The organism is Sporosarcina sp. FSL K6-5500, from assembly GCF_038005665.1.
In the GTDB taxonomy this organism is placed as follows: Bacteria; Bacillota; Bacilli; order Bacillales_A; family Planococcaceae; genus Sporosarcina; species Sporosarcina psychrophila.
In genome coordinates this window covers 33654-47827 of the sequence record NZ_JBBOTP010000001.1, presented here as the reverse complement: position 1 = coordinate 47827, position 14174 = coordinate 33654, and the positions used below count along the sequence as shown (strand labels likewise).

The 14174-nt window shown below is 42.8% G+C and carries 12 protein-coding genes; all 12 read left to right on the top strand.

Annotation, left to right across the window (positions count from 1 at the left end; translation table 11 throughout):
• The first annotated feature begins 46 nt into the window (after positions 1-46).
• The 12 genes from MKX62_RS00220 to MKX62_RS00165 all read left to right on the top strand — a co-directional run bounded on the left by MKX62_RS00220 (position 47) and on the right by MKX62_RS00165 (position 14054).
• A complete protein-coding gene (locus MKX62_RS00220; RefSeq protein WP_067211130.1) occupies positions 47-322 on the top strand; it encodes a YlmC/YmxH family sporulation protein in 276 nt (91 codons plus the stop codon).
• Positions 312-1085 carry a dipicolinate synthase gene (locus tag MKX62_RS00215; protein ID WP_340740385.1) on the top strand — a complete coding sequence of 258 codons (774 nt, stop codon included), beginning with the start codon at positions 312-314 and terminating at the stop codon, positions 1083-1085. The genes MKX62_RS00220 and MKX62_RS00215 overlap by 11 nt, the downstream gene beginning before the upstream one ends.
• Positions 1086-1097: 12 nt before the next feature.
• Positions 1098-1688 carry a dipicolinate synthase subunit B gene (locus MKX62_RS00210; RefSeq protein WP_067211124.1) on the top strand — a complete coding sequence of 197 codons (591 nt, stop codon included), beginning with the start codon at positions 1098-1100 and terminating at the stop codon, positions 1686-1688.
• Between the two features lie 177 nt (positions 1689-1865).
• The gene (locus MKX62_RS00205; protein ID WP_067211122.1) at positions 1866-2891 is read left to right on the top strand and encodes an aspartate-semialdehyde dehydrogenase; all 1026 of its coding nucleotides are present in this window, start codon (positions 1866-1868) and stop codon (positions 2889-2891) included.
• Between the two features lie 26 nt (positions 2892-2917).
• The gene (dapA, locus tag MKX62_RS00200) at positions 2918-3808 is read left to right on the top strand and encodes a 4-hydroxy-tetrahydrodipicolinate synthase (RefSeq protein ID WP_187045367.1); all 891 of its coding nucleotides are present in this window, start codon (positions 2918-2920) and stop codon (positions 3806-3808) included.
• A gap of 108 nt (positions 3809-3916) precedes the next feature.
• Complete coding sequence (locus MKX62_RS00195; protein WP_067211116.1) at positions 3917-5584, top strand: ribonuclease J; 1668 nt, start codon at positions 3917-3919, stop codon at positions 5582-5584.
• A 209-nt stretch (positions 5585-5793) separates the two neighbouring features.
• Complete coding sequence (locus MKX62_RS00190; protein ID WP_340740384.1) at positions 5794-8124, top strand: FtsK/SpoIIIE family DNA translocase; 2331 nt, start codon at positions 5794-5796, stop codon at positions 8122-8124.
• A 164-nt stretch (positions 8125-8288) separates the two neighbouring features.
• Positions 8289-9017: a GntR family transcriptional regulator gene (locus tag MKX62_RS00185; protein WP_067211112.1), complete on the top strand. Its 729-nt coding sequence runs from the start codon at positions 8289-8291 to the stop codon at positions 9015-9017.
• A 48-nt stretch (positions 9018-9065) separates the two neighbouring features.
• Positions 9066-10136 carry a BMP family lipoprotein gene (locus tag MKX62_RS00180; protein ID WP_340740383.1) on the top strand — a complete coding sequence of 357 codons (1071 nt, stop codon included), beginning with the start codon at positions 9066-9068 and terminating at the stop codon, positions 10134-10136.
• Between the two features lie 364 nt (positions 10137-10500).
• Positions 10501-12057, top strand: a complete 1557-nt coding sequence (locus MKX62_RS00175) for an ABC transporter ATP-binding protein (RefSeq protein WP_187045363.1) — start codon at positions 10501-10503, stop codon at positions 12055-12057.
• Entirely contained in the window at positions 12047-13093 is a 1047-nt protein-coding gene (locus tag MKX62_RS00170) for an ABC transporter permease (RefSeq protein ID WP_187045362.1), read from the top strand. Before MKX62_RS00175 ends, MKX62_RS00170 begins: the two co-directional genes overlap by 11 nt.
• Before the next feature lies 1 nt (position 13094).
• A complete protein-coding gene (locus MKX62_RS00165; RefSeq protein ID WP_338655906.1) occupies positions 13095-14054 on the top strand; it encodes an ABC transporter permease in 960 nt (319 codons plus the stop codon).
• The last annotated feature ends 120 nt before the right edge of the window (positions 14055-14174 follow it).

Genomic DNA, 14174 nt, shown 5'->3' with positions numbered 1-14174 from the left:
TGCTCATCTCATATGATGGATGGAGACGAAGGAAAGGGGAATGACGATGCTACTTTCAGAACTTGCTCAGAAGGAGCTTATTCAAGTTGAGGACGGGGTCCGCTATGGTTATTTGGCGGATACCGACCTTATTTTTAACGGGAGAACAGGGGATATTATCGGATTTGAAATAAAGAAGAAGTTCGGTCGGTTTTCATTCAAGAACCGTCAAGAACCTTCGGATGAATTCATACCTTGGCACGAAATTGTCTTGATTGGAGAACATCGTATTCTATTCGGAAAAACGCATAGTATGGATGAGTTGGCTAGCGATGAAAGATAATAACTGGCTCTTCATAGGGACGGACAGCAGATTGGCGGCTTGCAGCGACATCATGTTTGAAAGAGGATTTGCCACTCAACACATTGGAACCGATCATTATTCGGATGAACTTGGTGAAGTGATTGCGAACTATTCGCCAAGGCAAATTGTTTTCCCGATTTTACAAATGAAAAACGAAATTCCTCCTTTATTGCTAGAAGAGGGAACGGAACTCTATACAGGAGTCGCCTCGGAACCATGGCTGAAGCCTCTAAGAGAGGCAGGATTGTCACTCCATTGCTATCTAAAAGAAGAGCAATTCATCTGGCAAAATGCGAAGCTGACTGCCGAGGGATTCATCCATGAATACTATGCGCGCACAAAACGGTGCATTTCAGGGACTCCTTTCTCCGTGGCGGGCTTCGGCAAGGTTGGTAAGGCGACAGCACATGCATTGGCATCTTTAGGGGCTGTTGTGACTGTCGTTGCTAGGTCTGAAGCTCAGATTGGTGAAGCTTGTTATCACGGATATAAGACGGAGCAGTTAACGGACGATTGGGCAATGAAAGAGGGAATGCTGATTAACACGATTCCCGCAAAATGGCTTGTGGCTACTGAGAACCCCAGACTGCACATTTATGACCTTGCGTCAGCCCCGGGCTGCCTAAAGGCGCAACTTTCATCTGAATACTATACAGTACTCCTCGGATTACCGGGAAAACACTTTCCTGTAGATGCAGCAATCGCTTTGGCGGATGCGCTCGAGAGAATGTATAGAAGATGAAAGGGGAACACGATGCTAAAGGGAAAGAGGATAGGCCTTGGGATTACGGCGTCACATTGTACGTATGAGGAAATTATACCAGTCATTGATTCGCTAAAAGACGCGGGAGCAACCGTTGTGCCCGTTATCACTCACTCTGTTTTGACAGCCGCAACGCGTTTCGGAACTGGGGAAGAATGGATTGCACGAATTGAAGCCGCAACGGGTGAAAAAGTTATCTCTACAATTGTAGGAGCTGAACCATTCGGACCGAAAACTCCTGTCGATTGTATGGTTATCGCACCGATGACTGGGAATTCCATGAGCAGATTTGCTAACGCGGCAACAGATTCACCTGTCTTAATGGCTGCAAAAGCTACGTTACGGAATGAAAGTCCAGTACTTATAGGTATTTCAACAAACGATGCACTTGGCTTAAACGCAATGAACCTCATGAAGCTACTCAATATGAAAAATGTGTTTTTCATCCCTTTTGGGCAAGATGATCCAGTAAAAAAACCAAATTCACTTATCTCCGATTTCACGCTTATGGTACCTGCTACAGCTGCAGCTCTTGAAAAAAGACAACTTCAACCGTTATTAATTATTCATGACAAAAAATAAAAATACAGAGCAGAATAATCGGATATATGATATAATTCCTCCAATGAACTGCTAACGATGTAAGGGACAGAAGTATTTATGTTAATCATGCTGTTTTTTGTAGCAATTTGGAAAACAGTATAAAAAATGCATGTCCTGATTATTTATGCATCCGTATAAGCTGAAAGGGAGATAGAGATGAAAAAGGTTAATGTTGCAATAGTCGGTGCTACGGGAGCTGTGGGTACAAAAATTCTTGAAAAATTACTTGAACGTAATTTTCCAGTCCAATCAATTAAGCTGCTAGCCTCTAAGCGATCTGCAGGTGCAGAAATTACGGCAGGTGGCCATAAATATATTGTTGAAGAAACGGTTCCAGAATCATTCGAAGGCATTGACATCGCATTTTTCAGTGCGGGCGGATCTATTTCAGAAAAGTTTGCACATGAAGCAGTAAAAAGAGGAGCGGTCGTCATTGATAATACGAGCGCATTCCGGATGATAGAAGACATTCCGTTAGTTGTTCCTGAAGTGAACGCGGGAGCTTTAAGCGGACATACAGGAATCATTGCCAACCCAAACTGTTCGACGATTCAAATGGTGACTGCGCTGCAACCGATTCGTGAGAAGTTTGGATTGGATCGAATTATTGTTTCAACGTATCAGGCAGTATCAGGTGCCGGTTCTGAAGCAATTGAAGAGTTGGAAAGTCAAAGTTTGCAGTTTGAAAACCGCTCGAAAATAGAAGCAGCTATTTTACCATCTGCTTCAGCAGAACGGCATTATCCAATCGCATTCAATGCGATTCCTCAAATTGATGCCTTCGATGCTTCAGGATATACACTTGAAGAGCTCAAAATGATGAATGAAACCAAAAAAATATTTGGTGATCAGAAATTGTCCGTGTCAGCGACATGTGTACGTCTACCTGTCGTAACAGGGCATTCTGAGTCGGTTTATATTGAAATTGGTAAAGAGGGAGTTTCTGTAGAAGAACTTCACGCTCTACTTGAAAATGCACCAGGCGTCGTCGTCCAAGACGATCCATCTAAACAATTGTATCCGATGCCATTATTTGCAGAAGGAAAAGACGAAGTGTTTGTGGGCCGTATAAGAAAAGACCCAGAACACCCGGCTGGATTCCATCTGTGGATTGTATCGGACAATCTCCTAAAAGGGGCGGCACTTAATTCGGTGCAAATCGCAGAAACTCTGCTTAACTAATAAAACAAAGTAAAGGGCTGATAACAATGGAGCTTGGACGCGTATCGACTGCAATGGTCACCCCTTTTTCATCAACGGGAGACATTGACTACGACAAAACTGCCAAACTGATTGAACACCTGATTGCGAATGGGAGTGATTCATTGGTCGTATGTGGTACGACTGGTGAATCTCCTACGCTTTCCGTAGAAGAGAAGGAAGCACTTTTTACGTTCACGATAAAAGAAGTAAACAAGCGCATACCAGTCATCGCGGGGACTGGTACGTTTTCTACAAAGGAAACCGTCAAGCTTACACGGATGGCGGAACGGGTTGGGGCTGACGGTATTATGCTCGTTGCACCTTACTACAACAAACCTGATCAAAAAGGAATGTACGCCCACTTCGCGCATGTCGCAGGTGAAACTAGCCTACCAGTGATGTTGTATAATATTCCGGGGCGCTCAGCTGTCAACATGCTTCCTGAAACGCTCATCGCTTTATCGAAAATAACAAATATCCGAGCAGTAAAAGAAGCGAGTGGAAACCTGGAGCAGATGGTGGACATTATTTCAGGGACGGATGAGGGATTTTCAGTTTATAGCGGGGACGACTCATTGGCATTACCGACCTTGGCGATAGGTGGAAAAGGTATCGTGTCGGTCGCTTCTCACGTTGCAGGCAATGAAATGCAGCAGATGATTGCTGCATTCAAAGATGGGCGAACAGAACAAGCTGGGGCGATGCATAGAGCGTTGCTACCTTTATTCCGTGCGATTTTTACTGCTCCCAACCCAGTGATGGTGAAATACGCGCTAGAAAAACTGGGTGTTGAAACTGGGGGAGTTAGATTGCCGTTGGTCGCGCTCGAAGGCAATGATGAACCCTTTGATAACGTCTGGAAAAACTATAGAAAAAACCTTCATATTTTCAATTAATCGGAGCCGGTATCAATTACCGGCTTTTTTTGTTTGTACAGATAGCTTCAGTCCCGTATAATGAAATATAGTCGTTATGGACGGGAATTATTAATAGGAGGAAACAAAGTGACAAAAACAAAAAATGAACTAATTAGAATCATTCCACTCGGTGGAGTTGGAGAAATCGGGAAAGCAATGTACGTGGTCGAAGTTGATGACGAACTGTTCATCGTTGACGCGGGGCTTATGTTCCCTGAAGGAGAAATGCTTGGAATTGACATCGTCATTCCAGATATAAGTTATATTGAAGAAAACAAAGACCGCGTAAAAGGGATTTTCCTGACGCACGGTCACGAAGATGCAATCGGCTCGATTTCCTATCTTCTGCAAAAAGTACAAGCACCTGTCTATGGTTCTAAATTGACAATCGCATTGGCGAAAGAACATTTGAAAGAAATGCCGGCACCCTCGAACGTTAAGTTTTTTGAAGTGACGAACAAAAGCCGAATGAATTTTAAAGGTACGTACGTAACATTCTTCCATACGACACACAGCATACCAGATTCACTCGGAATCGTATTCCATACAAGTGAAGGGGCAATTGTCCATACTGGAGAATTCAAATTCGATCAGTCTGCTAAAGGGAAGTACCGTCCCGACATTGCGAAAATGGCGGCACTTGGTGAAGAAGGTGTCTTCATCCTAATGTCGGATTCTTCCGAAGCAGAGCGTCCCGGTTATACGACATCTGAGTCGGTTATTGAAAAAAGTCTATCTAAAACGTTCCACGGAGCAGAAGGTAGAATTCTTGTCGCGCTTTATGCGTCGAATTTTATCCGTATTCAGCAAGTATTCGATACGGCATTGGAAACAGGTAAAAAGGTGGCAGTCGTTGGGAAGAGTCTAGAAAGTTACTTCGAAGTCGGCATGAAACTCGGTTATTTAACGATTGAAGATGACATTGTCATCCCAGTCAAAGAAATCGAGAAGTATGATGATGATAGAGTTGTTATTATCGTGACAGGTAACCAAGGCGAGCCGCTTGATGCGCTTGAGAAAATTGTACGTAAACAGCATAGAGACTTACGTATCAAAGAAACAGATACAGTTCTTATTACGTTTACACCATCTCCTGGGATGGAAGTTTCGATGTTCCAGACAATGAATGATCTTGCAAAAGCTGGTGCAAATGTTCTTACTTCAAGTAAGAATGTCCACGTTTCAGGGCATGGTAGTTCGGAAGATTTGAAATTGATGCTGAACTTAATGCAACCTAGCTATTTCGTTCCAATCCAAGGCGAGTATCGGATGCTTATTGCGCATTCCAAACTTGCACAGGAGACAGGACTTCAGAAATCACAAATATTTATTGCAGATAAAGGCGACATTGTCGAATATAAAAACAATAAAATGCGCATGAGTGGACGAGTTCAAGCAGGTAATATTCTGATTGACGGAATTGGGGTAGGGGACGTTGGAAATATCGTACTCCGTGATCGTAAACTACTTTCACAGGATGGGATCTTTACAGTTGTTGTCACACTAAACCGTAAACAGAAACGCATCGCTGCAGGACCGGAAATCGTCTCTCGTGGATTCGTCTATGTACGTGAATCCGAAGAGCTTCTTGAAGAGTCTGCAAATCTTGTCAGAAAAATTGTTGAGAAGTATGTGAATAAAGAGACGTTCGAATGGACAAACATTAAACAAGAGATACGCGATACACTTAGTTCGTATCTGTATCAGCAAACGAAAAGAAGACCAATGATTATTCCTATAATTATGGAATACTAATACAACAACTATATTTATTGAACATATGAATACTTTCACACCTGTATAAACTGAGCAAAGGTGCCTTACAAGGCATCCCTGAGCGCGGAAACGGGTAGAAGGAAATCTTTATTTCAGAGTATATAGAATCGATAATAATGCTACAAAGGGTTTCCTTGCCGTCTGACCGGCGGGAAACCCTTTTTTTGAAAAGGAGGTACCATAAATACATGGCTAGAAAATCAAGTAAGAAGAAAAAGAAATCAACCGCGCAGAAAAAGAAGTCATCCGATTTGCATCCGTTGATCTATGAAGTGATGGGCTTGGTGATGATTGGTCTTGCCATCATCATTATATTTGAATTTGGAATTGCTGGGAGAGGCCTCTCTTCTTTGTCTAGATTTATTTTCGGTAACTGGCATGTTGCGATCCCACTCTTGCTCATTGTTCAGGCACTTATGTTCATGATAAAACAGAAGGTAGGCGGTTGGAGAAACCGTGTTGTAGGAGGATGTTTATTCATCCTGGCAAGTTTTGTTCTGTTTAGTCATGTCCATTTGTTCAAGGAACTGTATGAAAGCCGTGTTCTTATGTCGAATTCGGCGCTTAAAGAAACATGGAAAGTGCTTATCACAAATGATGGCATCACATCGAGGAGTGGAGCGCTCGGGGGAGGAATGACGGGGGCAATTCTATTTGCCATGTTCTACTCGTTGTTTGACTCGGCTGGGGCAACAGTTGCAGGTATTTTATTGTTTTTAATCGGTATTGTTCTCTTAACGGGCAAAGCGCTTGTTCCATATGCAGCCGAACATTTCCCGAAACTACTTAAATCGATGAAAGATTCAATTCCCAAAAAAGGATCAGCAGTTAAAAAATCTTCGAGCGAATCAAGAACGACTCGCTCGAAGAGAAAAGCTAATACAGCTGATGAACAAGCTGTGCAAAATCTACCTCCGCACCAACCGGAAATCGAAGAGGTTGTATCACAACCAATCATTTCGGCCTTTAGTGAAAGGAGAGATAAGCCTGTTGAGGACGAGCAGGCGGCAGTTGTAGAAGGGCAACTACTAGAACAACAGGAAGTTGCCGTAGAAGTCAATGCTTACACAGGTGTCACAGGAGAAGAGGAGAATGAATCTTACATCTTGCCTCCACCGTCATTACTGAAACAAACGCCCATTATCGATCAATCGGAAGAGTACAATTCGATTCAGGCGAATGCGCAAAAACTTGAACGAACTTTCCTTAGTTTTGGCGTGAAAGCGAAGGTTACTGAGGTGCATCTTGGACCGGCTGTCACGAAGTATGAAGTGTTACCGGATACGGGCGTCAAAGTAAGCCGTATCGTGAGCCTCGCTGACGACATAGCACTTGCACTAGCAGCAAGTGGAATTCGTATCGAAGCCCCGATTCCAGGGAAGTCTGCAATCGGTATCGAAGTCCCAAACAGTTCGGTTGCTGTTGTCAGTCTGAGGGAAGTCATTGAAGCAAAAGAGAATAATCGTCCTGATTCAAAATTAATGATTTCACTAGGGCGTGACGTAACAGGACAGGCGATGCTGGCAGAATTGAATAAGATGCCGCACGTTCTGATTGCCGGTTCAACAGGTAGTGGTAAAAGTGTATGTATCAACGGCATTATTGTAAGTATCTTAATGCGTGCAAAACCGCATGAAGTGAAAATGATGATGATCGATCCTAAAATGGTTGAGCTCAATGTCTATAACGGTGTTCCACACTTGCTTGCCCCGGTCGTCACGGATCCACGGAAAGCATCTCAAGCACTGAAGAAAGTTGTTTCTGAAATGGAAAGACGTTACGAATTGTTTTCTCACACAGGAACTAGAAATATTGAAGGATACAATGAACATATCGAAGTCTGGAATGAAGAGAATGAGGAAAAGCATCCACGTATGCCGTACATCGTCGTTATTGTGGATGAGCTCGCGGACCTCATGATGGTCGCATCCAGCGATGTGGAAGATTCAATCACACGGCTCGCGCAAATGGCCCGTGCTGCAGGGATTCACTTGATCATCGCGACACAACGACCGAGTGTTGACGTTATAACAGGCATCATAAAAGCGAACATCCCATCTAGGATTGCATTTGCAGTGTCATCGTCAATCGATTCAAGAACAATTTTGGATGGCGGCGGTGCGGAAAAACTACTTGGTAGGGGGGACATGCTGTTCCTTCCGGCGGGTGTCGCAAAACCGGTCCGGATTCAAGGGGCGTTCGTGACGGATGCAGAAGTTGAGGCAGTTGTCGATTTTGTTATTGAGCAGCAGAAAGCTCAATATCAAGAAGAAATGATTCCAACAGAAATAGAAGAAGTAGCACCACATGAAGAAACGGATGACTATTACGATGAAGCAGTTCAACTTGTGACGGACATGCAGACAGCTTCCGTCTCCTTATTGCAGCGTCGTTTCAGGGTCGGCTATTCGAGAGCCGCACGCATTGTAGATCAGATGGAGATGCGGGGTATTGTAGGACCACCTGAAGGCAGTAAACCGCGTCAAGTGCTAATGAGTAAGGACGAAACGGATATTTAATCCTGAAAAGAATGGCAGAATAGGTATATTTGAGCACATCAAAAGAACACATTGATAATATTTTTCGAAGTATTGTTTATTTTATATGACGAAAGTGATATAGTATGGATGATTAGTAGTGACGTTTAACATCAGAGGTCTGACCTCTTTGAGGGGGAGATGTAATGATGGTAAAGGCGGACCAAAGGCATCTATATGTCCAGGTGATTGAACGTCTGAAAAAGGACATTGAATCGGGAATATTCAAAGAGAATGAGCGGTTCCCTTCGGAATTTGAACTCGCTCGTACGTTGGGTGTCAGCCGTGCAACACTCCGTGAAGCACTTCGTGTATTAGAGGAGGATAAAGTCATTGTCCGTAAACATGGTGTTGGAACATTCGTTAAACCAAAACCATTGTTTTCATCTGGCATTGAAAACTTAACCAGTGTTTCTTCTATGATTCGTGATGCGGGGATGGAGCCAGGAACGATTTTTATGGACGTTTTAGAGACGATACCATGTGATGAAAGTATCGCAAAGTTCGGATGTAGTGAAGATGAGCGTCTAGTTACAATTAAAAGAGTAAGGACTGCGGACGGCGACCCGGTCGTCTATTGTATTGATAAGGTTCTTTCAAAAAATCTTTCGTCTGGAACGGACGAGTTATTGAATAATTCCCTATTCGACGCAATCGAAAAGTCAGGTACAATCCGTATTGTTCAAGCTGTGGCGCACATTGAACCTGTTGGATACGATGATGAAGCATCGTCCATCCTGAGGTGTGGGATTGACGTTCCACTCCTTGTCCTCCGGCAACATCATTACAGTGAGGAAGGCGAAATGGTCCTCTACTCGAAAAATTATTTTCGAGCTGATAAATTCAGCTTCCACGTAGTACGCAAAAGGGTATAAGACGTTAATACGTCCTACTAATATGAAGAAAACAAGGGGGTTCCAACAATGGGCAAACGTAAATTTGGTTTAGCTTTATCGATGGTTCTAGCTGCAAGCACACTACTTGGCGCATGCGGAACGGATAAAGCGAAAGACAAAGAAGGTACTACAAACGGTTCGAAAGAAGATACTTTTTCAATCGCAATGGTAACTGATACAGGCGGTGTTGACGACAAATCGTTCAACCAATCTGCTTGGGCAGGAATTAAAGAATACGGCAAAGAGAATAACTATACAAAAGGCGATGGCGGTTTTGATTATTTACAATCAAAAGAAGACGCTGAATACCTACCAAACTTAAACAAACTAGTTCAACGTGATTTTGATCTAATCTATGGAATTGGTTTCCTTTTGAAGGAGTCAATCGAGGAAGTTGCAACACAACGTCCTGACAACAATTTCGCACTTGTTGACGAGGTTTCTGACCTTCCAAACGTAGCAAGTCTTATGTTCAAAGAGCAAGAAGGCGCATTCCTTGCGGGTGTTGCAGCTGCTCGTATGACGAAATCCGATAAAATCGGTTTTGTCGGCGGTATGGAAATTCCCGTTATCGAACGTTTTGAAGCTGGATTCATTGCAGGTGTTGCTGCAGTGAAACCTGAAATAAAAGTGGATGTACAGTACACAGGCGACTTTGCAAAAGCTGAACTTGGTAAAGCAACAGCAAACCGTATGTACTCTTCAGGCGTAGATATTATTTTCCACGCTGCCGGCGGTTCTGGTAATGGTGTATTCTCTGAAGCTAAAGAACGTAAAAAAGCAGATCCAGATGCATATGTATGGGTAATCGGCGTTGACTCTGACCAGTACGATGAAGGTAAAGTAGGCGACGATAACATTACATTGACTTCAATGCTTAAACGTGTTGACATTGCAGTTAAAAACACGGCGGATCTTGCTGCTAAAGGCGAATTCCCAGGCGGTGAAGTAACAACTTTCGGTCTTGCTGACAACGGTATTGCACTTGCTGATTCGCACGGAGCAATTCCACAAGATGTATTAGACGAAGTTGAAAAATTTACTAAGCAAATTGCCGACGGTGAAATCGAAGTTCCAGAATTCAGAGCTAAAAAATAATAAAAGAAATAAGCAATCATGAAGGCCGATTTATTTCGGTCTCCATGATTCTCCTTTAAATTACTAGAAGAAAAGATGCCGTTCGAGGTTTCTTTTCTTCTGTTAATTTAACTTCATTCAGCAATTTTTTTGTACTGAAAGCGAAGTGTCAGCAACAGAAGTCTCCCACTTCTATAAATGGCGAGATGAATGCAAACGAAGCCTACAATTCAGTGGGGGTTCAAACCCCTGCTGAATTGTAACCCAAAGCCTCCGGCGGATGTCACAGATTTTGTAGAGAGCAAAAGCTCAATTCAAAATCTTGACGCAATCACACCGAGGCGTGATTGATTCTTACATACGCAGACGCGAGGGAGTGGACCCAGTGGAATATGTTATTGAAATGTTGAATATTCGAAAAGAGTTCGGTAATTTTGTTGCGAACGACGATATTACGCTTCAGCTTGAAAAAGGTGAAATCCATGCTTTATTAGGCGAGAACGGAGCAGGGAAATCTACGTTAATGAATGTGCTGTTTGGGCTTTATCAACCCGAAGGTGGAGAAATTCGGGTACGAGGAACAGCGACGGCTATTACAGATCCGAACGTCGCGAACAGATTGGGGATCGGAATGGTTCACCAACATTTCATGCTTGTTGAAAATCTAACTGTCACTGAAAATATTATTCTGGGTAATGAACCGAAAAAAATGGGCATGATCAACGTTAAAGACGCTGCAAAAAAAGTGGCCGAGATTTCGCAATTATATGGACTTGATGTAGATCCTTATGCAAAGATCGAAGATATATCGGTCGGTATGCAACAGCGGGTAGAAATTTTGAAAACGCTTTATCGTGGAGCAGAAATTCTTATTTTCGATGAACCGACTGCATCTTTGACACCGCAAGAAATCACGGAATTAATTTCAATTATGAAGAAACTGATTGAAGAAGGAAAATCGATTATCATCATCACACACAAACTTCAGGAAATAATGGATGTCTCCGATCGGGTGACGGTTATCCGCAAAGGTAAAGGGATTGGAACAGTTATTACTTCAGAAACAAATCCGGAAGAGCTAGCAACATTGATGGTAGGACGTCAAGTAACATTTAAAACGGAAAAAGGGCCGTCCTATCCGGCCGAAGAAGTTCTCCATGTAGAAAACCTAGTTGTTGAAGATTATCGCGGTATACCGAAAGTGAAAGGGTTAAATCTATCCGTTCGTAAAGGTGAAATCGTAGGAATCGCGGGAATTGACGGCAATGGACAGTCAGAATTGATTGAGGCAATCGCGGGTCTTCGTAAAGTGAAAAGTGGAAAAATTTTCATAGATTCAAAGGATGTAACTGGGAAAAAGCCACGTGAAATAACAGAATCCGGTCTCGGTCATATTCCGCAAGACCGCCATAAGCATGGCCTTGTTCTCGATTTCACTGTTGGCTATAATGTGGCGTTGCAAACGTATTACAAAGAACCTTTATCCAAAAAAGGCATTATGAATTATAAACTCGTATCTAAGAAAGCAAAAGAAATCATCGACATGTTTGACGTGCGGACACAAGGTGAGCATGAGTTAGTCCGTTCGCTTTCAGGCGGTAATCAGCAAAAACTTATTATTGGACGAGAAGTAGATCGTAACCCGGAATTACTGATTGCAGCACTTCCAACACGTGGTCTTGATGTTGGTGCAATTGAATTCATTCATAAAAAGTTAATTGAACAACGTGATAATGGAAAAGCAGTTCTTCTCATTTCATTTGAACTAGATGAGGTCATGAACGTTTCTGACCGTATTGCAGTTATTTATGACGGAGAAATCGTTGATACAGTTATTCCAACGGAAACAACAGAGCAGCAACTCGGCCTTCTTATGGCAGGACACTCCAGGGACAAGGGCGCTGTTACGCTGAAAGAAGGTGATGATAACCATGTCGAATAGGTTTGTAAATATACTGGTACCCATCATCTCGATTATTTTGGGATTGTTAGTGGGAGCAGCCGTAATGTGGTTCAGCGGATACGATCCGGTTGCTGGCTATATCGCGTTATGGAAAGGGATCTTCGGGGATATGTATTCTATCGGAGAAACAATCAGGCAAATAAGCCCTTATATACTAGCGGGTCTTGCGGTTGCATTTGCATTCCGTTCAGGGCTTTTCAATATTGGGGTAGAAGGACAATTGATTGTTGGTTGGTTTGCAGCGGCATATGTCGGTATGGCATTTGAATTACCGAAATTTATCCACTTACCACTTGCCCTTATTGCAGCAGCATTAGCAGGAGCACTATGGGGACTGATTCCAGGTATTTTAAAAGCAACGCTTCATGTACACGAAGTTATTGTTACAATAATGATGAACTACATCGCACTTCATACAGTAAATGCGTTGATAAAAGCGGTTTCTGAAGGTGGATATAAGACAGAAAAAATCCACCAGACGGCATCGTTACGTTCAGAATTCTTATCTAATCTAACTGACTTCTCTACATTGCACTACGGAATCTTTGTCGCACTGGCGATGGTTGCAGTTATGTGGTTCATTTTGGAGAAAACGAAAACTGGATATGAGCTAAAATCGGTCGGATTTAACGACCATGCTTCTCAATATGCGGGAATGAATGTGAAAAAGAACATTATTCTTTCAATGGTTGTTTCTGGCGCTTTTGCAGGGCTTGGAGGAGCGATGGAAGCTCTTGGGACATTTGGTAATATGGTGACGCGTAGTGCATTCACAGGTATTGGGTTTGACGGGATTGCAGTTGCACTATTAGGTGCTAATACGCCAATAGGTGTTATCTTCGGGGCATCCTTGTTTGGTTCGTTAAAATACGGAGCCGGAAATATGCCGAATGAGGCAGGGGTGCCAGTTGAAATTGTTTCAATTGTAATTGCACTTATCATATTCTTTGTTGCATCGGGCTATATCATCCGTGTTCTTCTTAGCAAGATGAAAAAGAAAAAGGAGGCAAAATGATATGAGTTTTCTTGAGATAATTTATTTCATCATTCCGTTAACCATTTCATACGCTGCCCCTCTTATTTTCACTGCAATCGGAGGCGTGTTCTCGGAACGTGCAGGTGTAGTTAACATTGGGCTTGAAGGACTCATGGTAATGGGTGCTTTTATCGGAATTATATTCAATCTAACTTATGCCGATACATTTGGTTCTTGGACACCATGGCTTGCCTTACTTGTAGCAATGGTTGTTTCCGCAATCTTCTCCATTATGCACGCGGTCGCATCGATTACATTCCGTGCTGACCAAGTAGTATCAGGGGTTGCCATTAACATGCTAGGGATTGCTATTGCTTTGTTCTCTGTAAAAATGATTTTTGACAAAGGACAGACGGATTTCATCCAACAAAGCATTCCGCGTTTCAACGTTCCAATTTTACATGACATTCCGGTTATCGGACCAATGTTTTTCACTGGGATTTATGGTTCATCGATATTGGCAATTGGCCTTGCTTTTTTAGCTTGGTTCATCATTTATAAAACACCATTTGGTCTTCGTCTAAGGTCGGTTGGGGAACACCCGATGGCTGCTGATACAATGGGCATCAACGTAACTAAAATTCGCTATATTGCGGTTATCATTTCAGGTGGTCTTGCTGGTATTGGTGGCGCTATCTATTCTCAAACAATGACGAATGATTTCAGTCATGCGACAATTAACGGACAAGGATTCATGGCACTTGCTGCAATGATCTTTGGTAAATGGCATCCGATTGGTGCAATGGGAGCTGCATTGTTCTTTGGTTTCGCACAAGCACTTGCTATCAGTTCATCAAGCATATCGTACTTGGAAAATGTTCCGGCTGTTTATTTCCACATTTTGCCGTATGCATTAACCATTCTTGCGCTAGCAGGATTCATTGGAAGAGCAAATGCACCAAAAGCGAGTGGACAACCGTATATCAAAGGAAATCGTTAAAAAGTGAAAATGCCCCGATAGTCTGTTACGTTGGACTTAGGGGCATTTTTGGGCCTTCAGCATACGATATTTCATATAAGTTACGATGCATCCGCTAGTTTATTTGCATCTTTTGACTTA

Coding starts and splice junctions, on each gene's coding strand:
- MKX62_RS00185 (WP_067211112.1), top strand. CDS start 8,289: ATGATGGTAAAGGCGGACCAAAGGCATCTATATGTCCAGGTGATTGAA.
- MKX62_RS00165 (WP_338655906.1), top strand. CDS start 13,095: ATGAGTTTTCTTGAGATAATTTATTTCATCATTCCGTTAACCATTTCA.
- dapA (WP_187045367.1), top strand. CDS start 2,918: ATGGAGCTTGGACGCGTATCGACTGCAATGGTCACCCCTTTTTCATCA.
- MKX62_RS00220 (WP_067211130.1), top strand. CDS start 47: ATGCTACTTTCAGAACTTGCTCAGAAGGAGCTTATTCAAGTTGAGGAC.
- MKX62_RS00190 (WP_340740384.1), top strand. CDS start 5,794: ATGGCTAGAAAATCAAGTAAGAAGAAAAAGAAATCAACCGCGCAGAAA.
- MKX62_RS00205 (WP_067211122.1), top strand. CDS start 1,866: ATGAAAAAGGTTAATGTTGCAATAGTCGGTGCTACGGGAGCTGTGGGT.
- MKX62_RS00210 (WP_067211124.1), top strand. CDS start 1,098: ATGCTAAAGGGAAAGAGGATAGGCCTTGGGATTACGGCGTCACATTGT.
- MKX62_RS00180 (WP_340740383.1), top strand. CDS start 9,066: ATGGGCAAACGTAAATTTGGTTTAGCTTTATCGATGGTTCTAGCTGCA.
- MKX62_RS00170 (WP_187045362.1), top strand. CDS start 12,047: ATGTCGAATAGGTTTGTAAATATACTGGTACCCATCATCTCGATTATT.
- MKX62_RS00215 (WP_340740385.1), top strand. CDS start 312: ATGAAAGATAATAACTGGCTCTTCATAGGGACGGACAGCAGATTGGCG.